This window comes from Neisseria leonii (assembly GCF_028776105.2).
GTDB lineage: Bacteria > Pseudomonadota > Gammaproteobacteria > Burkholderiales > Neisseriaceae > Neisseria > Neisseria leonii.
Window position 1 is genome coordinate 585,009 of sequence record NZ_CP145606.1, and the last position, 21,730, is coordinate 606,738.

General features: G+C 54.0%; 18 protein-coding genes. 12 read left to right on the plus strand and 6 right to left on the minus strand.

Annotated elements, in window-relative coordinates:
- Positions 1-18: 18 nt before the first annotated feature.
- Positions 19-1,170, minus strand: coding sequence for a galactokinase (gene galK / locus ORY85_RS02855; RefSeq protein ID WP_274571463.1), 1,152 nt, complete (start codon positions 1,168-1,170; stop codon positions 19-21).
- A 307-nt stretch (positions 1,171-1,477) separates the two neighbouring features.
- Here galK and ORY85_RS02860 point away from each other — a divergent pair, with 307 nt between their 5' ends.
- A complete protein-coding gene (locus ORY85_RS02860) occupies positions 1,478-2,179 on the plus strand; it encodes a LysE family translocator (protein WP_274571464.1) in 702 nt (233 codons plus the stop codon).
- Here ORY85_RS02860 and ORY85_RS02865 read toward each other — a convergent pair.
- The gene (locus tag ORY85_RS02865; RefSeq protein WP_274571465.1) at positions 2,111-3,238 is read right to left on the minus strand and encodes a UDP-glucose--hexose-1-phosphate uridylyltransferase; all 1,128 of its coding nucleotides are present in this window, start codon (positions 3,236-3,238) and stop codon (positions 2,111-2,113) included. The two genes, ORY85_RS02860 and ORY85_RS02865, sit on opposite strands and share 69 nt — an antisense overlap.
- Before the next feature lie 183 nt (positions 3,239-3,421).
- Here ORY85_RS02865 and mglB point away from each other — a divergent pair, with 183 nt between their 5' ends.
- The 9 genes from mglB (at position 3,422) to ORY85_RS02910 (ending at position 16,569) form a co-directional block, all read left to right on the plus strand.
- Complete coding sequence (mglB, locus tag ORY85_RS02870; protein WP_274571466.1) at positions 3,422-4,444, plus strand: galactose/glucose ABC transporter substrate-binding protein MglB; 1,023 nt, start codon at positions 3,422-3,424, stop codon at positions 4,442-4,444.
- Between the two features lie 156 nt (positions 4,445-4,600).
- Entirely contained in the window at positions 4,601-6,115 is a 1,515-nt protein-coding gene (gene mglA, locus ORY85_RS02875) for a galactose/methyl galactoside ABC transporter ATP-binding protein MglA (protein ID WP_274571467.1), read from the plus strand.
- A gap of 14 nt (positions 6,116-6,129) precedes the next feature.
- Positions 6,130-7,140, plus strand: coding sequence for a galactose/methyl galactoside ABC transporter permease MglC (mglC, locus tag ORY85_RS02880; protein WP_274571468.1), 1,011 nt, complete (start codon positions 6,130-6,132; stop codon positions 7,138-7,140).
- Positions 7,141-7,383: 243 nt separating this feature from the next.
- A complete protein-coding gene (locus tag ORY85_RS02885; RefSeq protein ID WP_274571469.1) occupies positions 7,384-10,212 on the plus strand; it encodes a 2-oxoglutarate dehydrogenase E1 component in 2,829 nt (942 codons plus the stop codon).
- Positions 10,213-10,298: 86 nt separating this feature from the next.
- Positions 10,299-11,492, plus strand: a complete 1,194-nt coding sequence (gene odhB / locus ORY85_RS02890; protein WP_274571470.1) for a 2-oxoglutarate dehydrogenase complex dihydrolipoyllysine-residue succinyltransferase — start codon at positions 10,299-10,301, stop codon at positions 11,490-11,492.
- A gap of 67 nt (positions 11,493-11,559) precedes the next feature.
- Complete coding sequence (locus tag ORY85_RS02895) at positions 11,560-12,315, plus strand: hypothetical protein (protein WP_274571471.1); 756 nt, start codon at positions 11,560-11,562, stop codon at positions 12,313-12,315.
- A gap of 76 nt (positions 12,316-12,391) precedes the next feature.
- The gene (lpdA, locus tag ORY85_RS02900; RefSeq protein WP_274571472.1) at positions 12,392-13,825 is read left to right on the plus strand and encodes a dihydrolipoyl dehydrogenase; all 1,434 of its coding nucleotides are present in this window, start codon (positions 12,392-12,394) and stop codon (positions 13,823-13,825) included.
- 216 nt (positions 13,826-14,041) lie between these two features.
- Positions 14,042-15,190: an ATP phosphoribosyltransferase regulatory subunit gene (locus ORY85_RS02905; RefSeq protein WP_274571622.1), complete on the plus strand. Its 1,149-nt coding sequence runs from the start codon at positions 14,042-14,044 to the stop codon at positions 15,188-15,190.
- A gap of 80 nt (positions 15,191-15,270) precedes the next feature.
- The gene (locus tag ORY85_RS02910) at positions 15,271-16,569 is read left to right on the plus strand and encodes an adenylosuccinate synthase (RefSeq protein ID WP_274571473.1); all 1,299 of its coding nucleotides are present in this window, start codon (positions 15,271-15,273) and stop codon (positions 16,567-16,569) included.
- 430 nt (positions 16,570-16,999) lie between these two features.
- Here the strand turns inward: ORY85_RS02910 and ORY85_RS02915 are convergent, their stop codons facing one another.
- Both ORY85_RS02915 and ORY85_RS02920 read right to left on the minus strand, forming a co-directional pair.
- A complete protein-coding gene (locus tag ORY85_RS02915) occupies positions 17,000-17,791 on the minus strand; it encodes a basic amino acid ABC transporter substrate-binding protein (RefSeq protein WP_274571474.1) in 792 nt (263 codons plus the stop codon).
- A gap of 72 nt (positions 17,792-17,863) precedes the next feature.
- On the minus strand, positions 17,864-18,112 hold the full coding sequence (locus tag ORY85_RS02920) for an NGO1151 family protein (RefSeq protein ID WP_274571475.1): 249 nt from the start codon (positions 18,110-18,112) through the stop codon (positions 17,864-17,866).
- A gap of 76 nt (positions 18,113-18,188) precedes the next feature.
- On the opposite strand from ORY85_RS02920, the gene ORY85_RS02925 reads away from it, so the two are divergent.
- A complete protein-coding gene (locus tag ORY85_RS02925) occupies positions 18,189-18,908 on the plus strand; it encodes a hypothetical protein (RefSeq protein WP_274571476.1) in 720 nt (239 codons plus the stop codon).
- A 326-nt stretch (positions 18,909-19,234) separates the two neighbouring features.
- Here the strand turns inward: ORY85_RS02925 and ORY85_RS02930 are convergent, their stop codons facing one another.
- Positions 19,235-20,038 (minus strand): outer membrane protein assembly factor BamD, encoded by an 804-nt coding sequence (locus ORY85_RS02930; RefSeq protein WP_274571477.1) that lies wholly within the window; start codon positions 20,036-20,038, stop codon positions 19,235-19,237.
- On the opposite strand from ORY85_RS02930, the gene rluD reads away from it, so the two are divergent.
- Positions 20,037-21,158, plus strand: a complete 1,122-nt coding sequence (rluD, locus tag ORY85_RS02935) for a 23S rRNA pseudouridine(1911/1915/1917) synthase RluD (protein ID WP_274571478.1) — start codon at positions 20,037-20,039, stop codon at positions 21,156-21,158. The genes ORY85_RS02930 and rluD overlap by 2 nt on opposite strands.
- 83 nt (positions 21,159-21,241) lie before the next feature.
- On the opposite strand, the gene greB is transcribed toward rluD, so the two are convergent.
- Positions 21,242-21,730, minus strand: coding sequence for a transcription elongation factor GreB (greB, locus tag ORY85_RS02940; RefSeq protein ID WP_274571479.1), 489 nt, complete (start codon positions 21,728-21,730; stop codon positions 21,242-21,244).

The following is a 21,730-nucleotide window of genomic DNA, read 5'->3' on the forward strand; positions in this document are numbered from 1 at the left end:
CGGCCTTGATATTCTGTTTTACAGATGGTGGATGCTGACACCGTCCTGCGCACGGCAGACGAAGATTTCTTCTTTCAAACCCGTCTCAGCCTGATAATGCGCGGCCAGATGGCTGCGGACGGCTTCCACCATATCATGCGGCACCAATGCCACCACACAGCCGCCGAAGCCGCCGCCCGTCATACGCACGCCGCCGCGTGTCCCGACAATGTCATTGACCAGCTCGACCAGCGTATCTACTGCGGGGTGGGTAATGTCAAATTCATCACGCATACCGGCATGACTCTCGGCCATCAGGCGGCTCAATGCGGCAGTGTCGTTGCGGCGCAGGGCAGCGGCAGCGGCCAGCGTGCGCGTATTTTCTTCAATAATATAGCGTGCGCGGCGCGCGACAGTAGGATCCAATCCCGCTTTGCCCGCTTCAAAGGCCGCCAAATCCAAATCTCGTAAAGCAGGCACGCCGAAATGGGCGGCCGCTTCTTCGCATTGGCGGCGGCGGGTGTTGTATTCGCTGTCCACCAGACCGCGCTTGACGTGCGAGTGGATAATCATCACCGTCAAACCGTCCGGCATCGGAACCGCTTCGCATTCCAGCGTGCGGCAGTCGATTAAGACGGCATGGCCTGCCTGTCCGCGCGCGCTGACCAGCTGGTCCATGATGCCGCATTGGCAGCCGACAAAACGGTTTTCCGCATATTGGGCGATTTTCGCCAAATCGGTTTCACTCAATTTCCAGCCGGACAGAGCTTGCAGGGTTCGGGCAACGGCCACTTCCAAAGCCGCCGACGAACTCAATCCCGCGCCTTGCGGCACATTGCCGCCGACGGCCATATCCAGCCCGTGCGGCAATATGTAGCCGTGTTCTGCCATCGCCCACACCACGCCGCGGATATAGTTCGCCCACTGTTTGCTGCTTTTGCCGATTGGCGCGTCCAAATCAAATTCGTCCTGCTCACCGTAATCGGCAGCAAACACGCGCACTTTACCCAAACGGTTCGGAGCCGCAACGATATGGGCGGAAAAATCAATCGCGCAGGGCAGCACAAAGCCGTCGTTGTAATCGGTATGCTCGCCGATTAAATTGACCCTGCCGGGTGCGCGCACGGCAATTTCGGGTTTATTCGCAAACAGCGTTTCAAATCGGGCGGATAAATCGGTTTTTATCGTCATATTCAATTCTCTTTTGTGTCAGGCCGGATGGTTCTGTCAATAAGAAAAGTGTTGGTTATAGAGGTTGACATCGTAAAAGCACAGGCTTACATTATTTTACCGAATAGCCGGAAAATGTTGAGATGGAAATTTAATCATGAACAAGAATTAAGCCACTTTCTCAGTTTACTATTAGGTATCAATCATCGTGTTTCCGAATCAGGTATTGTAGATGCCGCTAAGGATTATTTGGGCATTTACCAATTGAATAATCAGATATGTTTAAACTGGGAAATGACCTTAATGCTGAGTCGGGCAGGAGAATAAAATGTCTCAGCAAACCTTATTCACCTATGTCCTGACCTGTATCATCGCCGCCGCCACGCCGGGACCGGGCACAATGAGCGTAGTGGTTTATGCGGCTACCGCCGGTTGGCGCAAAACCCTGCCGGTGATTTTCGGTGTGCAGGCAGGTATGCTTGCCATGGCGTTATTGGCTTTGTCCGGCGTTACCGCCGCGCTGCTTGCCTCGCCGCAATGGTTTGCTGCATTGCAGTATTTCGGCGCGGCCTATATTGCCTGGTTGGGGGTGATGAGCCTTCTGGCCGCACGGCGGGCGGCGTATGTCGAATCTGCCGTGCAGGACAGGGGAGCTTGGCGCAATTTCCGCCACGGTATGACGGTAACGTTTGCCGGATCGAAAACCCTGCTCTTTTTTACCTCGTTTTTTCCCTTATTCATCGACCATACACAGGCAGTGCCGCCGCAAATGGCCGTACTGCTGTTTATTCTGCTGTTTTGTACTTTGGCGGTACATCTGATTTACTGTTTCTGTATGAATAAAATCAGCCGCATTTTCCGGCAATATAACCGGCAGTTTCACTTCGGGGTCGGTATGGTTTTTCTGCTGATGGCCGTTTATATGGCCGGGAATATTAAGTACGGCACCGGCGGCAGGAATTCAGACGGCCTCGCGGTAGTGGGTGTCGGGCAGGGCGGCGAGGCGTCCGGCGGCCTGCTCGGGAGTTAAGTCGCGCTGGGCTTCGGCCAGCATTTCGTAGCCGACCATAAATTTGCGTACGGTGGCCGAGCGCAGCAGGGGCGGGTAGAAATGGGCGTGCAGCTGCCATTCGGGGTGGTTCCGGCCGTCAAACGGTGCGCCGTGAAAGCCCATCGAGTAGGGGAAGGCCGTCTGAAAAAGATTGTCGTAGCGGGCGGTCAGTTTTTTGAGCGCGGCGGCCAGATCGCGGCGTTGCGTGCCGTTTAAATCGGTGATGCGCTGTAAGGGGATTTTGGGCAGCAGCAGGGTTTCAAACGGCCATGCGGCCCAATACGGTACGACGGCGATCCAATCGTCGGTTTCGACCACCACCCGTTCGCGCCGTGCGGCTTCTTCGGCAGCATAATCGGCGAGCAGGGCGCGGCCGTGGCGTTGGAAATAGGCCTGTTGGCTCTGATGGGCTTTGGCGGGCAAATCGGGCAGAAAGTCGCCCGCCCAGATTTGGCCGTGCGGGTGCGGATTGGAGCAGCCCATGGCCGCGCCTTTGTTCTCGAAAATCTGCACCCACGGATATTGCGCGCCCAATTCGCGGCATTGCGCCTGCCACAGTTCAATCAGGGCTTCAATCTGTTCTGCCGCCAGTTCGGGCAGGGTTTTGCTGTGGTCGGGCGAAAAGCAGATGACGCGGCTGATGCCGCGCACGCTTTGGCTTTGAAACAGCTCGTGGGCGTTTTCCCGATGCGGCGGCGTATCGGGCAACAGGGCGGAAAAGTCGTTGGTAAACACATACGGGCCGGTATAGGCCGGATTGGATTCGCCGTTGATCCGTGTATTGCCGGGACAAAGATAGCAGGCGGGATCGTAGGCGGGCGGCTGTGCGGTATCGGCTGTTTCCTGCTGCCCCTGCCAAGGGCGTTTGGCACGGTGCGGCGAAACCAAAACCCATTGGTCGGCAAGGGGATTGTAACGGCGGTGGGGGTGGTCGGCGGGGTGGAACATGGCAGAATCGGGCAGCCGTTCTTGTGCTGCATGGAGGGTTTTCGGGAAAAACGGCCGTTTCAGACGGCCTTTTGCCGCATTATAGGTCAAGCAGCAGGCAAATTGAATAAATTTACCGTCAATTGTGTGTCGGGTAATTTACAAAAGTTTTATTTTGATTCAAACTGCGCGCTGTTTTCAAGGCTGTACGGCAGGAAACGGATTGCCGTTTTTCCGTTGTGCGCCTGATTATTCAGGTGGAATGAAACCCAAAATAAAACTCAGGAGATGAATATGAAGTTCAAGAAAACGCTGACAGCTGCCGCATTGGCGGCTGCATTGGGTCTGTCGGCCTGCGGCGGTTCGGACAAAGCTGCGGCTCCGGCTGCGGAAGGTGTGCCGGCCGTCGGTGTAACCATTTATAAATACGACGACAACTTTATGTCGTTGATGCGCAAAGCACTGGAAGCGGAATCGGCAGCGAAAAACGACGCGCAATTGTTGCTGAACGATTCGCAAAACAACCAATCGACGCAAAACGACCAAGTTGACGTACTGATTGCCAAGGGTGTGAAAGCACTGGCCATCAATCTGGTGGATCCCGCTGCGGCCGGTACGGTCATCGACAAAGCCAAAGCCGCAGGTATTCCGGTGGTGTTCTTCAATAAAGACCCCGGCGAAGCCGCGCTGGCTTCTTACGACAAAGCCTACTATGTCGGTGCGGATCCCAAGCAGTCCGGCGAAATTCAGGGCGAGCTGATTGCCAAAATGTGGAAAGAAAATCCGGAATGGGATTTGAATAAAGACGGCGTACTGGATTTTGTTTTGCTCAAAGGCGAACCCGGCCATGCCGATGCCGAAGCGCGTACCAAATACGTGATTGAAAAACTGAATGCCGACGGTGTGCAGACCAAGCAGCTGCAACTGGATACCGGCATGTGGGACGCAGCCAAAGCCAAAGACGTGATGCAGGCATGGCTGTCCGGCCCGACCGGCAAACAAATCGAAGTGGTGATTACCAATAACGATGCGATGGCGATGGGTGCGGTTGAGGCCATGAAAGCGCAGGGTGCGGTACTGCCGACTTTCGGTGTGGACGCTTTGCCCGAAGCGCTGCAAATGATTAAAGCCGATACGCTCAAAGGCACCGTGCTGAACGACGGTGAGGGACAGGCCAAAGCGGTTTATGCACTGGCAGTGGACTTGGCCAACGGCAAAGACCCGAAAGCCAACACCGCCATCACGCTGGACGGCAACAATATACGCATTCCGTATGTGGGCGTGGAAAAAGGCAATCTGGATCAATTCCTGAAATAATCCATGCCGATTTTGGAAACCGATTGGCCGGTTTGCGGCCGGTCGGTTTTCGCTATATGAAATATCCGCCCGCCAACGGCCGTCCGCGGCACCATGCTCCGGCAACCTGTTTTCAGACGGCCTTGCGGCGGGCGGTAACATTCAAGGAAACGAGTGATGACAGCTGGGTCTTCAACCGACGGCAACATTCTGCTGACTATGACCGATGTCCACAAAGCCTTTCCCGGCGTGAAAGCCTTGGACGGTGTCAATCTGCAGGTAAAAGCACATTCCGTCCATGCACTGATGGGGGAAAACGGCGCGGGCAAATCTACTCTGCTCAAATGTCTGTTCGGCATTTATGCCAAAGATTCGGGCAGCATTACCTTTCTGGGCAAGGAAGTCAATTTCAGCAATGCCAAAGAAGCATTGGAAAACGGGATTTCCATGGTTCATCAGGAACTCAATCTGGTGAAACAGCGCACCGTGATGGACAATCTGTGGCTGGGCCGCTATCCGACCAAAGGCCTGTTTGTCGATCAAAAGAAAATGTACAGCGACACCAAAGCCATTTTCGACGAATTGGGCATCGACATCGACCCTAAAGAAAAAGTCGCCAAGCTGACGGTATCGGAAATGCAGATGATCGAAATCGCGAAAGCATTTTCATACGATGCCAAAATCGTGATTATGGACGAGCCGACTTCGTCTTTATCGGAAAAAGAAGTCAATCATCTGTTCAATATCATTGCCAAGCTGAAAGCGCGCGGCTGCGGCATCATCTATATTTCGCACAAAATGGAAGAAATTTTCAAAATTTGTGATGAAATTACCATTTTGCGCGACGGAAAATGGATTGACACGGTGGCCGCCAAAGACACCAATATGGACGAACTGGTGGCAAAAATGGTCGGCCGCAGCCTGACACAGCGTTTCCCCGAAAAGAACAATAAGCCGGGAGAAGTGGTGTTGCAGGTCCGCCACCTGACGGCCAAGAACCAACCCTCCATTCAGGATGTCGGCTTCGAGCTGCGCAAGGGCGAAGTCTTGGGTATCGGCGGTTTAGTCGGTGCCAAGCGCACCGACATCGTGGAAACCCTGTTCGGCATCCGCGAACGCAGCGGCGGCGAAATTCTCGTCCACGGCAAAGCCGTTCAAAACAAAACACCGGTAGAGGCCATTAAAAACGGCTTTGCACTGGTGACGGAAGAGCGGCGCAGCACGGGGATTTTCGGCGGTCTGGACATCAGTTTCAACTCGCTGATTTCCAATATGCGCCAGTACGAAACCGCAGGCTGGCTCAATACCAAAAGTATGCGCGAAGATACGCAGTGGGTCATCGACTCCATGCGCGTGAAAACGCCCGGCCAGAAAACCCGCATCGGTACACTTTCCGGCGGCAACCAGCAAAAAGTGATTCTCGGCCGCTGGCTTCTGACCGGCCCGGAAATCCTCATGCTGGACGAACCGACGCGCGGCATCGATGTGGGTGCCAAATTTGAGATTTACCAACTGATTGCCGATTTGGCCAACCGCGACAAAGCCGTCATCATGATCTCGTCGGAAATGCCCGAGCTGCTGGGCGTTACCGACCGCATTCTGGTAATGAGTGCCGGCAAAGTGGCCGGTATCGTTGAAACCGCGCAGACCAGTCAGGAAGAAATCCTGCAACTGTCTGCAAAATATTTATAAACGAAGGACAAAATATGCGTTCTGCCTCTTCCCAAAAAACGCTGAATTTCATGAAAGACTATGCACTGTATTTTGTGCTGCTGCTGTTGCTGATAGTCATTATTTCGCGCGATACCAGCTTTTTGAGCCTGACCAATTTCAGTAATATCCTGACTCAGTCTTCCGTACGCATCATCATCGCGCTCGGCGTGGCCGGCCTGATTGTGACACAAGGCACCGATTTATCGGTCGGCCGTCAGGTCGGCTTGGCGGCGGTCATCTCCGCCACCCTGCTGCAATCGATGGGCAATGTAAATAAAGTCTTTCCCGCGCTGGATGTCGTGCCGATTCCGTTTGTGATTCTGCTCGTGTGTGCCATCGGCGCCGTTTTGGGACTGATTAACGGCGTGATTGTTACCGTACTGAACGTTACGCCGTTTATCGCCACACTGGGTACCATGCTGGTCATTTACGGTGTCAATTCGCTGTATTACGACTCGGTCGGTTCCGCACCGATTGCGGGCTTCGATGCCGGCTATTCGGCATTCACCCAAGGCTTTATCGATCTCGGCGGCTTCCGTCTGTCCTACATTACCATTTATGCCGCCATCGCCGTGGCACTGGTCTGGGTAATTTGGAATAAAACCCGTTTCGGCAAAAACCTGTTTGCCATCGGCGGCAACCCCGAAGCGGCCAAAGTATCGGGTGTGAACGTTACGCTCAACCTGTTGGGTATTTATACTTTGTCGGGTATTTTCTATGCTTTCGGCGGCTTTCTCGAAGCAGGGCGCATCGGTTCGGCCACCAACAACTTGGGCTTTATGTACGAGTTGGACGCCATTGCGGCCTGCGTCATCGGCGGCGTGTCGTTCAGCGGCGGCGTGGGTACCGTTATCGGCGTGGTCATCGGCGTGATTATTTTCACCCTGATTAACTACGGCCTGAGCTATATCGGCGTCAACCCTTACTGGCAATACATCATCAAGGGCAGCATCATCGTGCTGGCCGTAGCCATCGACTCACTGAAATACGCCAAGAAAAAATAACCGCAGCCCTGTGCCTCGGCTGTCAGGCCGTCTGAAAACCGCGTCACCTTGTTTTCAGACGGCCTCAACCGCATTCGGACGGCCATTCTGCACACCTTCCCCAAACCGGGTGTAGGCATCAGTAGTCAGGCTGCAAAAGAGCAGGTAGAATAGAGTAAATCCACAAACCGCTTTCCGGGAAAAGCTGAAAACGCAGCGCAAACCGTAGCGAGCAATCCACCCAACATCAACCGAGGCCGTGCCATGATGGACGAACAACAAAGCTTTTCTTATCTGTTTGGCTCCAACGCTCCCTATATCGAGGAGCTTTATGAGGAGTTTCTCAACGATCCCTATTCGGTAGACGATTACTGGCGTGCATATTTTACCGACTTGGCCGCCCAGCCCGGTGCCGCCCCGCGCGATGTCGCACACCGGCCGATTCAGGAATCGTTTGCCAATCTGGCCAAATCCCGTCCTGCACCGGCCGGTGCGGTAGATGAAAACCTGCTCAAAAAACAAGTGGCCGTCCTGCGCCTGATTTCCGCCTACCGCATCCAAGGTTCGACCGCCGCCGATCTCGACCCGCTCAAACGCAAACCGCCCGTCCACATCGAAGGCCTGGATCCCCGCCATCACGGCCTGTCCGATGCCGATATGGCGGTAAAATTCAATGTGGGCGAGGGCGACTTCGGCAGCAGCGAAAAACTGACGCTGGCCGACATTGTAGGCCGTCTGAAACAGACTTACTGCGGCCATATCGGTGTCGAATATATGTATATTCCCGACCGTGCCGAACGCCGCTGGATCCGCGATTATTTTGAAAAATCCCTGTCCACTCCGTCTTACAGCGCCGATCAGAAACGCTATATCCTCAAACAGATGACGGCCACCGAAACACTGGAACGCTATCTGCATACAAAATACGTCGGCCAGAAACGCTTCGGTGTGGAAGGCGGCGAAAGCGCAATTGTCGGCCTGAACCATCTGATTCAAAATGCCGGCAAAGACGGCGTGGAAGAAGTCATTATCGGCATGGCGCACCGAGGCCGTCTGAATGTGCTGGTCAATACGCTGGGCAAACTGCCGCGCGATCTGTTTGCCGAATTTGAAGGCAAGGCCGAAATTACCCTGCCCAGCGGCGATGTCAAATACCACAACGGCTTCTCCTCCGACATTGCCACACCCAACGGCCCGATGCACGTTACGCTGGCATTCAACCCCTCGCATCTGGAAATCGTCAATGCCGTGGTCGAAGGTTCCACCCGTGCCAAGCAGCGCCGCCGGGGAGCCAACGCCACCAACGAAGTACTGCCGGTACTGATTCACGGCGACTCGGCATTAATCGGCTTGGGTGTCAATCAGGCCGTCTTCAATATGTCGCAAACCCGCGGTTACGGCGTGGGCGGCACCATCCACATCGTCATCAACAACCAAATCGGTTTTACTACCTCCGACGTGCGCGATATGCGTTCCACCCAACACAGCACAGACATTGCCAAAATGGTTGATGCGCCGGTATTCCACATCAACGGCGACGATCCCGAAGCGGTATGTTTTGCTGTCGATGCCGCACTGGCTTACCGCAAAGAATTTAAAAAAGATGTCGTGATTGATGTCGTCTGCTACCGCAAACTCGGCCATAACGAGGGCGACGATCCCACGCTGACCCAACCGATGATGTACAAAGCCGTTGCCAAGCACCCGGGGGCACGCGCCATCTACGCCGAAAAACTGGCAAAAGAAGGCGTAATCAGCGCAGAAGAAGCCGAAAAATTCATTGCCGACTACCGTGCGGCACTGGATAAGGGCGAGCATGTCGAGCAAACCCGCCTGACCGATTACGAAAGCAAGCACCGCATCAATTGGAGCCTGTACCAAGGCCAAGACTGGCGCGAAAAAGTGGAAAGCGGCCTGCCCGCGCAGGATATTGCGCGCTTGGCCGATAAATTTACCGCCGTACCGGAAGGTTTCGCCCTGCACAATACTGCCAAGCGTGTTTTGGAAGGCCGCAAAGCCATGGCGGCAGGCGAACAAGATATGGACTGGGGTATGGCCGAGACGCTGGCTTATGCGAGCCTGGTCAGCAACGGAGTCGGTGTACGCATTTCCGGCGAAGATTCCGGACGCGGCACATTCTCCCACCGCCACGCCGTTTTGCACGACCAAAAACGCGAAAAATGGGACGACGGCGCCTATATTCCGCTGGAGCACATCAGCGAAGGCCAGGCCCCGTTTGTCGTCATCGATTCGATTCTGAATGAAGAAGCCGTTATGGCTTACGAATACGGCTTTGCCTGCTCGGCACCCGACAAGCTGACCATCTGGGAAGCCCAGTTCGGCGACTTTGCCAACGGTGCGCAAGTAGCGATTGACCAGTTCCTCTCATCGGGCGAGACCAAATGGGGACGCCTGTGCGGCCTGACCACCATTCTGCCGCACGGTTACGACGGTCAGGGGCCGGAACACTCTTCCGCCCGCTTGGAGCGTTGGCTGCAACTGTGTGCCGAACACAATATGCAGATTGTCATGCCGTCTGAAGCCTCGCAAATGTTCCATATCCTGCGCCGTCAGGCCTTACGCTCCTACCGCAAACCGCTGGTTGTTTTCATGAGCAAACGCCTGCTGCGCTTCAAAGACTCCATGAGTCCGCTGGCCAATTTCCTGGAAGGCCAGACTTTCCGTCCGGTCATCGGCGACCAATTGGCGCGCGACGATAAAGGCAGCGTAAAACGTGTCATTATGTGTGCAGGCCAAGTGTATTACGATCTGGCCAAAGCCTGCGAAGAGCGCGGTTTGACCTCGGACATCGCCATCGTCCGCGTGGAACAACTCTACCCGTTCCCCTACACCGAAGCCGAAGCCGCCTTGGCCGAGTTTCCGAATGCCGCAGAAATCATGTGGGTACAGGAAGAACCGAAAAACCAGGGAGCATGGTATCAAACCCGTCACCGCTTGGAACGTCTGGCGAAAAACGGGCAGAAAGTACGGTACGCCGGCCGGCCGGCCAGCGCATCACCGGCAGTGGGCTACCTGAGCAAACATGTTGCCCAACTGAAACAGCTGATTGACGATGCTTTGGATTTAAATTGAAACAACTGAGATATGCCGTCTGAAAACACTAAGGCCGAACACGCTTTTTCAGACGGCCTGACACTTTCCCACTTGGAGACTGCAAGATGATTATTGAAGTAAATGTTCCCGTATTCGCAGAAAGCGTTACCGAAGGCACGCTGGTCGAATGGCATAAAAAAACCGGCGAAGCCGTTGCCCGCGACGAAGTATTGGTCGATATCGAAACCGACAAAGTAGTATTGGAAGTACCCGCCCCGCAAGCCGGTGTTTTGGTCGAAATTATTGTACAGAACGGTGAAACGGTTGAGTCGCAGCAAGTGATTGCCAAAATCGATACCGAAGCGGCCGCCTCAGCCGGTACCTCAGAAGAAAAAACGGCCTCTGCCGCGCCGCAGCAGGAAGAAAACAAACCCGCCGGCAACAACAGCCAAGCCGGTGTCGCCATGCCTGCGGCTGCCAAACTGGCCGCCGAAAAAGGCGTGGACATCAACAGCGTTCAGGGTTCCGGCCGCGACGGCCGTGTGCTGAAAGAAGACGTTGCCAACGCACAAGCTGCCCCCAAAGCCGCCGCACCGGCTGCGGCAGTTGCGCAAGGTGCACGCCCCGAAGAACGCGTACCGATGAGCCGCCTGCGTGCCCGTGTTGCCGAGCGCCTGCTGGCTTCCCAGCAGGAAAACGCCATTCTCACCACATTCAATGAAGTCAATATGAAGCCGGTGATGGATCTGCGCAACAAATACAAAGAAAAATTCGAAAAAGAGCATGGCGTCAAATTGGGCTTTATGTCCTTCTTCGTCAAAGCCGCCGTAGCTGCATTGAAAAAATTCCCGGTTGTCAATGCGTCCGTAGACGGAAAAGACATCGTTTACCACGGCTATTTCGACATCGGTATCGCCATCGGCAGCCCGCGCGGCCTGGTCGTACCGATTCTGCGCGATGCCGATCAAATGAGTATTGCCGACATTGAAAAAGCCATCGTGGATTACGCTGTCAAAGCCAAAGACGGTAAAATCTCCTTGGACGATCTCACCGGCGGCACATTCTCCATTACCAACGGCGGTACATTCGGCTCCATGATGTCCACGCCCATCATCAACCCGCCGCAATCGGCCATTCTGGGTATGCACGCCACCAAAGAGCGCGCCGTAGTCGAAAACGGCCAAGTGGTTGTCCGTCCGATGATGTATCTGGCTCTGTCATACGACCACCGCATCATCGACGGCCGCGAAGCCGTATTGACACTGGTTACCATCAAAGACCTGCTGGAAGATCCGGCCCGTTTGCTGCTGGATCTGTAAAACCCTGCGGACGGTGTAACTCAAACACCGTCCGGCCTTTATCTGGCAAGCCGCCTCAGGAGGGCAGATGAAAAAATTATGGACGGCAGCGGCTGTTTTGCTGGCGTTATCCGGCTGCGCCGCACCGCAGCAGCCGGTCAGCTATGAAGCTGCCGTACAGGCTGCTTCCGCTCCAATCGCCCGTACGAAAACGCAGCGTTATGATTACGATGCCGCCAGCCGCCGCAGCGACCGTCCGGTTTCAGACGGCTTTTACCGTTTGGTAAAAGGCAGAACCATTACCGGCCGCCTGGCGGTACAGGATTTTTACGCATCGGGTCAGGCTCAAACTTCGCCTTTTATCTTGGCCGAAGGAGAATCGGCTGATAATTTTGTCGATACCCGTGCCGAAGGTTCGGTCAATTTCTATCTGCCGGACGGCACTTTGGTCCGTCATGCACGCTTCAAACAGGGCGAAGAAATCAGCAGCAACTATTACCGCAAAAAGCGGCTTTATCTGCATACCGCAGGCCGCAGGAACGGTTATGTGCTGCTGTACAACACAGAAGGCGGCAAAGAGTTGGAAATCAGCGACTTGAAAGGCAGCGGACAGCATACCCGTTTTTACCACGATAACGGCCGTTTGGCCTTAGAGCAGAAAAACGGTGGCGAAGCCCGGGTATGGGACGAAAACGGCGAACCGATCAGTGAGGCCAGCCACCCATACGAATATACCAAAATCCTCATGCGGATGCAGATTGCCACACGCCTGTTGTCGCTCTATACGGACGATTTGGACAAGGTCTTTACCGTTCCTGCCCAATCGGCCGAAGCCGTAAAATAGGCGCACCCTTTTCAGACGGCCTGTCTCGCTTTCCTGCGTGCTCAGGCTTGGGATTTCATCGTTTTAAGGAAAAACTATGTCTCAATTTGATGTTGTTGTCATCGGTGCCGGCCCCGGCGGCTATGTTGCCGCCATTCGTGCCGCACAACTGGGTTTCAAAACCGCCTGTATCGATGCAGGTGTCAATAAAGCGGGCGATGCGCCCGCACTCGGCGGTACCTGCCTGAATGTCGGCTGTATCCCGTCCAAAGCCTTGCTGCAATCAAGCGAACACTTCCATGCCGCACAGCATGATTTTGCCGAACACGGCATCAACTTGGGCGGGTTGTCGTTCGACGCGGCCAAAATGATTGTGCGCAAAGACGAAATCGTTACCAAACTCACCGGCGGTATCGGCTTTCTGTTCAAGAAAAACAAAGTGGAAAGCCTGCACGGCAGAGGTTCGTTTGCCGGTAAAAACGGCGATTTCTATCAAATCGAAATCGACAACCAAGGCCAAAAAAACGTGGTGGAAGCCAAGCACGTGATTGTGGCCACCGGCTCCGTACCGCGTCCTCTGCCGCAGATTGCCATCGACAATCAAAATGTTCTGGATAACGAAGGTGCGCTGAATCTGACTGCCGTACCGAAAAAACTCGGCATCATCGGCGCGGGCGTTATCGGTTTGGAAATGGGTTCGGTATGGAAGCGCGTCGGTTCGGACGTTACCATTCTGGAAGCCGCTCCGGCATTTTTGGCTGCGGCCGACCAGCAGATCGCCAAAGAGGCCTTGAAATATTTCACAAAAGAGCAGGGGCTGGCTATTGAGCTGGGCGTGAAAATCGGCGACATCAAAAATGAAGGCAACGGCGTGAGCGTGGCTTTTGAAACAGCCACAGGCGAAGCCAAAACCGAAGTATTCGACAAACTGATTGTCGCCATCGGCCGTATTCCGAACACTCAAGGCCTGAATGCCGAAGCAGTAGGCCTGGAAAAAGACGAACGCGGCTTTATCAAAGTAGACGGCGACTGCAAAACCAACCTGCCCAATGTGTGGGCAGTCGGCGACGTGGTACGCGGCCCGATGCTGGCGCACAAAGCGAGCGATGAGGGCGTGGCCGTAGCCGAACGCATTGCCGGTCAGAAGCCGCATATCGACTTCAACAATGTGCCGTTTGTGATTTATACCGACCCCGAAATCGCATGGGTGGGCAAAACCGAAGAACAGTTGAAAGCCGAAGGTGTCGAGTACAAAAAAGGCACATCGGGTTTCGGTGCCAACGGCCGCGCGCTGGCTTTGGGCAAAGCCAAAGGCACGGTTAAAGTTCTGGCCGATGCCAAAACCGACCGTATCTTAGGCGTGCACATGATCGGTCCCGTCGTCAGCGAACTGATTTCCGAAGGCGTGATGAGCTTGGAATTTTCTGCCAGCAGCGAAGACATCGCCCGCATTATCCATGCCCATCCGACTCTGGCCGAAGTGGTACACGAAGCCGCGCTGGCTGCCGATAAGCGCGCGCTGCACGGCTAAGCGGCTCCCGCCATTCATCAGGCCGTCTGAAAACACCGTTCCTAACGGTTTTCAGACGGCCTTTTTTCACGATTTCAACCATCGATTGAAATCTCATGGCTGAACGCAGTTTCTATGTTACCTTTAACGTGATTTTATGTTAAAGTCTGGCTTTAAAAACTCAACAGAATGTTTAAGCGCAGCCTGACTGCCTTGATACATTCGCCAAATCCGCCCATGCAGTCTTGGCAGCTCCCAGAATACATCGCCGACATCCTGCCCAACAGCGCACGCCATTTGGAAAGCGCGAAAGAGCAGTTGCTGGCACTTTTCCGCTCGCACGGCTTCGAACTCGTACATCCGCCGCTGATGGAGTACAGCGCATCGCTGCTGACCCATATTGATGCGGGTCTGTCGCTCAAAACCATTCGGATTGTCGATCAAATCAGCGGCCGCCAGCTCGGTATCCGTGCCGATATAACGCCGCAGGTGGCGCGTATCGATGCCCATCTGCTGTCGGCCAACCGTGGCATCAACCGTTTGTGTTATGCCGGTTCCGTGCTGCACGCGCGGCCGGAAGGTTTTTTGAATACGCGCGAGCCGTTGCAGGTGGGGGCAGAACTGTACGGCTATGAAGGCATTGCGGCCGACATCGAATTAATCGGCCTGATGCTGGACAGCCTGAAAATCGGCAGCCCGGACGATTTGCTGTTATCTTTGGGGCATTTGGGCATCTTCCGTGCGCTGGCCGCCGCCGCCGGTTTGGATTCGGAACAGTCCGCCGCACTTTTACCGCTTATGCAGGATAAGGACACCGAAGCCGTTGCCGCACTTACGGCACAGTGGCCGGTAGGCAGTGTATGGCAGAAAGCATTTGCATTACTGCCCAAACTGTACGGCGGGCGCGAAATATTGTCCCGGGCGCGGACGCAGCTGCCCGATCTGCCTGCCGTCGCCCATGCACTGGACGCTTTGGAGGCCGTCTGCACTGCCTTCCCGCAACAGCCGGTACACATCGACTTGTCCGAGTTGCGCGCCGACAGCTACCATACCGGCCTGCTGTACGCCGCTTACGGCAGTCATGCACATGACGCGCTGGCGCGCGGCGGCCGTTACGACGGCTTGGGCAAATACTTCGGCACAGCACGCCCCGCCACCGGATTCAGCTTCGATTTGCGCAAATTTCTGGGCAAGCTGCCCAAAGCCGAACGCGGGCAGGCCATTGCTGTGGCACAGCGCGATGTCCGGCGGGCAGCCGCAGAAATCGAACGGCTGCGTGCCCAGGGGGAAACCGTCGTTATCGACTACGGTTTGCCGTGCAATCAGACGCAAAACAGCAGCCGGCGGCTGATCGAGCAAGACGGACAGTGGTTGGTCTGCGAATAATTTCTCCGGCAAACCGGCGGTATTTCAGACGGCCTCCCGGAATGCCGAACCTTTTCAACATCAGCATTAGGTAAATACACATGGCTAAAAACGTAGTGGTCATCGGCTCGCAGTGGGGCGATGAGGGCAAAGGTAAAATCGTCGATTGGCTGGCGGAAGAGTGCAGCGGCGTGGTACGTTTCCAAGGCGGCCACAACGCGGGACATACCTTGGTTGTCGGCGGCAAGAAAACTATTCTGCGCCTGATTCCCAGCGGTATCCTGCATGAAAATCTCGACTGTTTTATCGGCTCGGGCGTGGTGGTTTCGCCCGAAGCTTTGTTGGCCGAGATTGACGAATTAAATGCCGCCGGCGTGAAAAATGTCGAAGGCCGTCTGAAAATCGCGCCGACCTGTCCGCTGATTCTGCCGTACCACATTGCATTGGATAAAGCGCGCGAAGCGAGCAAAGGCGACAAAAAAATCGGCACCACCGGCCGCGGTATCGGCCCCGCTTATGAAGACAAAGTGGCCCGTCGCGCCATTCGCGCGGTCGATTTGTTCGATACCGAGAAAATCGCCGAGAAAATCAAAACCAATGTCGCGCTTTACAATGTCCAGCTCGAACATCTGCACGGTGCCGAGCCGATCCGTTACGAAGACATCATGGAAACAATCAACGGCTTTAAAGACCGCATTTTGCCGATGATTCATGATGTTTCGCGCACATTGTACGAAAAAGGGCAAAAGGGCGAACGCCTGCTGTTTGAAGGTGCGCAGGGAACGCTGCTCGATATCGACTACGGCACTTACCCCTATGTAACGTCTTCCAACTGTTCGGCCGGTGCTGCCGCGCCGGGCGCGGGTGTGCCGCCGCATATGCTCCATTATGTTTTGGGCATTGTTAAGGCTTATACCACCCGTGTCGGTTCCGGTCCTTTCCCGACCGAACTGTTTGACGAAATCGGCGCGGGTTTGGCTGAGCGCGGCAATGAGTTCGGCTCGGTAACCGGCCGTGCGCGCCGCTGCGGCTGGTTTGATGCCGCCGCCTTGAAGCGTTCGATTCAGGTAAACGGCATCAGCGGCATGTGCATTACCAAACTCGATGTCATGGACGGTATCGAAGAAATCAAAATCTGTACAGGTTATGAATTTGACGGCAAGCAAGTCGATATTCTGCCGTTCGGTGCCGATGCGGTTGCAAAATGCGTTCCCGTTTACGAAACCATGCCGGGTTGGAAAGAATCTACGTTCGGCATCAAAACTTACGGACAATTGCCGCAAAATGCGAAAAACTATCTCAAACGTATTGAAGAAGTCTGCGGCGCACCGATTGCCATTATCTCAACCGGCCCGGAACGCGATGAAACCATTTTGGTGCAGCATCCGTTTGCCGACTGAGCAATCAGCACCAACCCGATACAAACCGGCCGTTACGGCCGGTTTTCTTTTCTCATCAACGTATTTCCATTTCAGAGACCTGCCTGATCCGCTCAATTTCTGATTTGAGTATGGTTCGGCGGCTAGAAAAGGGCATCAGGCATCATCAATACAGCAAAACCGGCCGGAGTGGAAACGTATTGAACCGGGCAGGGGCTTTCCATCTTTTTGAAATTCAGACGGCCTTTATGTGCCGATATGGTTTCCCGATACTGGTCTAACCCTCCCGGCGTGAAAACCTGGAGGGGAGGGCAGCCGTTTGAAATTGTGCAGGATTCCTGTCAAGTTTCAGCAGATATGCCTGTATCCATCGGCTTTTTGGCCGTCTGAATATCAAGATTTAAAATAAAAAAACCAACCCGAATCGGGTTGGTTTCTATAGGCAGCCGGTTTATTTGGCAAAGTATTTCGCGGCAACCGCATCATATTCGCCTGATTCACGTACTGCTTTCAAGGCATTGTTCAGCATTTCCAAAGTCGCCGTATCGCCTTTGCGCACCGCAAAACCGTAGTTTTCCACCTCGAAATCCGGTACGGTAATCATGCTGAAACCTTTGTTTTCATTGTTTTTGACATAGTTTGCAATCACTGCGCTGTCGCTGATGACCGCATCCAAGCCGCCGTTTTCCAACTCTTTGATCACCAAGGGCAGGCTCTCGAAGCGGGCGATTTTACTGCTGTCGTTCCCCAAAATCTTGCCAGCGGCAAAATCACCGGTTTGGCCGGTAACGACACCGACTCGGTTGGCCTGTTTCAAATCTTCAACCGATTGAATATTTTTACCTTGCGGTACCAAAATCACTTGGGTAATTTCAAAGTAGGGGGTAGAGAAATCCATAGACTGCTTACGCTCGTCGGTAATCGTTACGGCAGAGGCCAGAATATCCACATCACCGTTACCCAAAGCAGCAAACAGGCTGTCCCACGGCTGATGTTTGAATTCGACTTGGAAATTGCCTGCCTTAGCCATGGCATTCACCAAATCCACATCGAAACCTTCGATATTATTGTTAGCGTCCATGGATTCAAAAGGGGCAAATTCCGCATTCATCGCCACCCGGTAAACTTTACCTTCTGCCGCAGCAGGTGCAGAAGCCTGCTGCGAAGCCGATTGACCGCCGCAGCCGGCCATAAACAGTACAGAACAGGCCAAGGCACCCGCCAACCATTTTTTCATATTCATGTTCAGTGTTCCTTACAATCAGAAAGAATCAGTCGTGAAGTTTAACACGTTTTTCAGTAAACTCGGAAAATCTTACGATTGCTCGCGAAAAAAAGCATAGGTAACATCGTGGAACAAGTCTGTTTGCGGATGCTCTTCATAGCTCAGACGTGCCAGCTCATCTTCAAACGCCAATTGCACCGCCTCGACCACATCGGCAGCCGTATCCGCGGGCAGGCCGCGTATCATGCCTTTCAACGCTGTCGCCAAGACACGGTTCTGCATACGCAGTACATCATTGGCTTCTTCCAAATATTCCAAACGTTCATCAATATTGTGCATCAATCTTTCCCTGAATTTCTGTTAAAATAAACAGTTATTATATGTCTAATACATTGAAAAAAGAAAGAACACAGCCATGATCCACCCCGACAAAACCACAAACCGGCCGGCCGATGAAAGCAGCGATTGGGAAACATCCCTGCAACAATTACGCGCCAACCGCACCCGTCGGCCGCAAGCAGAACCTGCTGTTTCTATCCGCAACCATACTGCCCACAGCCAAAACGCCGATCACCGCCGTGTCTTGCAGGAATATTTACAGCAGTGGCAGCAACAGCACAACAGCAAGATCCCAGATCCGGAAAGTAGTGAACACGATGCTGCTGTGTTATTACAGGAAGATTGGCTGGCTGCACAAAATGCTATTCAAGGCGAAGTACCGCCGCAGGCCGTGCTGAACACGCAAACAGTTTGGATCAATCCCAAGCGGCACACACCGCCGGAAGAAAATCTACCGAAAACAGAAGAGACCGTTGCTACTGACGAACCGCAATGGGAAGCACTGCCGGTCAGCGTCAATGTACTGGATCCGAAAGCCGTAGCACAAAATCAACCCGTATTCTGCCTGTCGGAACAGGAATTGATGCAGCGGCTGACCCAACGCCTGCTGCCGCACTTGACCGATGCAGTAAACGGTATGGTGCGCACTGCTATCCAAAAACAGGCCGCCACTCTGACTTATCAATTACAAAAAAATCTGAGCGAAGAAACCCCGTCATTGGTTCAGGAAATCTTGGATTACAATTTGAAAGCGACCTTGGCCGAAATTAAATATCATCTAAAACTCAAACGCTGAAACCAACACAGAATTATTGATAAGTGCAAAAATATCGGCAGTGTTGGCGGCGGTTTGCAGAGTGGTTTTGCCGCCTAGGTATTACGTCCGTCAGGCGGATGTAAGTCTAGCATAAAATTTTACATAATATACATTATACGAACTTGAATTTGCACCTTAATTACCCACCGTCTTGGCCAGCGCATCAAAATACAGATCCTTGATAAAGTCCCGGCCACAATCCCTTGCTCTTGGAAATTCAAGTGCGGCATCAAGATTGGGAACATGCATAAAAGCCGTCTGAATGGGGAATTTCAGACGGCCTCGGTGTTCCTAGTGCGGCATGTTTATTTCCAGTAACGCCACCACGGAATGATTTCCGACGACCATTCTTTTTCCAAGAACGGGCTTTGCGGGAAGTTTTTCGCCAGAATACGGCGGGTGTCGTCAGCCAATTGGGTACGTCCCATTTTTTGATACGAAAACACCATAATTGCCAGCGACTCTTCGACAAAACGGGTATTGCGGAAGTTCTGCAGGATGTTTTGAGCGCGTTTGGCTGCTGCCAGATAGGCTCCGCGACGGGCATAATAGCGGGCAATCGAGATTTCGTTACCGGCCAGGGCATCGACCAGTTTGCCCATGCGTTCGGTGGCATCGGGAACGTATCTGCTGTCGGGATAACGCTGGATCAGCTCGGCAAACGCACGGTAGGCATCGCGGTTGGCCTGCGGGTCGCGGTCGGACCAGTCCTGAGAGGCCAGACGGTTTAAGAAAGACTGATCCTCATTGAACAATACCAAGCCTTTGAGATACAAAGCATAATCCATGCTCGGGTGTTGCGGGTGCAGACGCTGGAAACGTTCGATGGCGGCCAAGGCTTTGGCTTGTTCTTCATCTTTATAATACGCATAAGCGGTATCCAGCTGGGCCTGCTGGGCAAAGCGGCCTTGCGGGAAGCGCGATTCCAGCAGTTCATATAACTTGATGGCTCGCGTATAATTGTTACTGTTCAGCTCGTCTTGCGCTTCGGCGTACAGGCGTTCCACAGGCCAGTCTTGGGTAATCTGCGCATCTTTATCGGCTGTACCGGTATTGGCGCAACCGCCCAAAATCACGCTTAATGCGGCAACTAAAAGAATTTTTTTCATGCAGAACACTTCCTTTGAAAATTTGGCTGATTATAACGATGATTTCGAATTTTCGTCAGCCCCCGATGCAGAAAGTTGCATAAATTTAACCGTTCCGGTGGATTTGGCGGGTTGGCGGTTGGATGCGGCATTGGCCAAGCTGCTGCCGGATTATTCGCGCAGCCGCTTGAGCGACTGGATTAAAGACGGCGCGGTTCAGATGGACGGTCAAGCCGCCAAGCCCAAAGATAAATTAATCGGCGGCGAAAAACTGGCGGTAACGGTACGTTTAAGCGATGAAGCATTGGCTTTTACGCCCGAAGAGATGGATTTGGCTATCGTTTATGAAGACGATGCGGTTTTGGTGGTCAATAAACCGGCCGGGTTGGTGGTACACCCTGCCGCGGGCAATTGGACAGGAACGCTGCTCAACGGCCTGTTGGCGCACTGCCCTGCTCTGGCACAGATTCCGCGTGCGGGGATTGTGCACCGTCTGGACAAGGATACCAGCGGTTTGATGGTGGTCGCCAAAACACTGCCGGCACAAAATCATTTGGTACAGCAGCTTCAAGCGCGTACGGTGAAGCGGATTTACCGTGCGGTGGCTATCGGCATTGTGCCGTTTGACGGCAAAATCGACAGTCCGATCGGCCGCGACCCGCACAACCGCCTGAAAATGGCCGTTGTCAAATTCGGCGGCAAAGAGGCGGTTACCCACGTCAAGGTTTTGGAACGCTATCAGGCGCACAGCTATATAGAATGCACATTGGAAACCGGCCGCACCCACCAGATACGCGTGCATATGCGCGAAGCCAATCACTCCCTGGCCGGCGATCCGGTTTACGGCAATCCGCGCCACGCCTGTTCGGAAACGGTGAAAACCGTTGTCAAGCAGCTGGGCAGGCAGGCACTCCATGCCTACCGTCTGAGCTTTGTCCACCCGAAAACGGGCGGGACGGTCAGTTTTGAAGCCCCGCTGCCGGAAGATATTTATCATCTGCTGTCGGTTTTGCGTTTGGAAAGCGGCATGGATTCGCCGCTCAACCATGAAGACGAATGGCGGGCGAAATTTGAAAATGAAGACGATGACGATTGGAACGAAGACGATTACGATGTGGAAACCGTATATGTCAGAGAGTAGATAATCAAAAATGGTCAAAATAGGCCGAGGCCGTCTGAAATCCGGTTTTCCGTTTTCAGACGGCCTCGACTGCCAAGTCGCCCTCAGTCGATGCGTTCGTAACGCACGGCCAGAACCTCAATCACTTCCCTGCCCTCCGGCCCGTTGAGCACCACTTCGTCGCCCTCCGCCGCTTTAATCAGGCAGCGTGCCAATGGCGAAATCCACGAAATTTTATTTTGCGCGGTATCGATTTCGTCGATGCCGACAATGCGCACGGTCTGTTCGCTGCCATCGCCGCGCAGAATATCGACGGTGGCACCGAAATACACGCGCTCGCTCGCTTCGCGGGTTTCGGGATCGACCACCTGTGCGGCTTCCAAACGTTTGGTGAGAAAGCGGATGCGGCGGTCGATTTCGCGCATTCTCCGTTTGCCGTACAGATAATCGCCGTTTTCGCTGCGGTCGCCGTTGCCCGCCGCCCAATTGACCACCTGCACAATCTCCGGCCGCTCTTTATGCACCAAATGATACAGCTCGTCTTTCAAACGCTGCCAGCCTTGCGGCGTGATGTAGTTCGGCGTTTCGCTCAT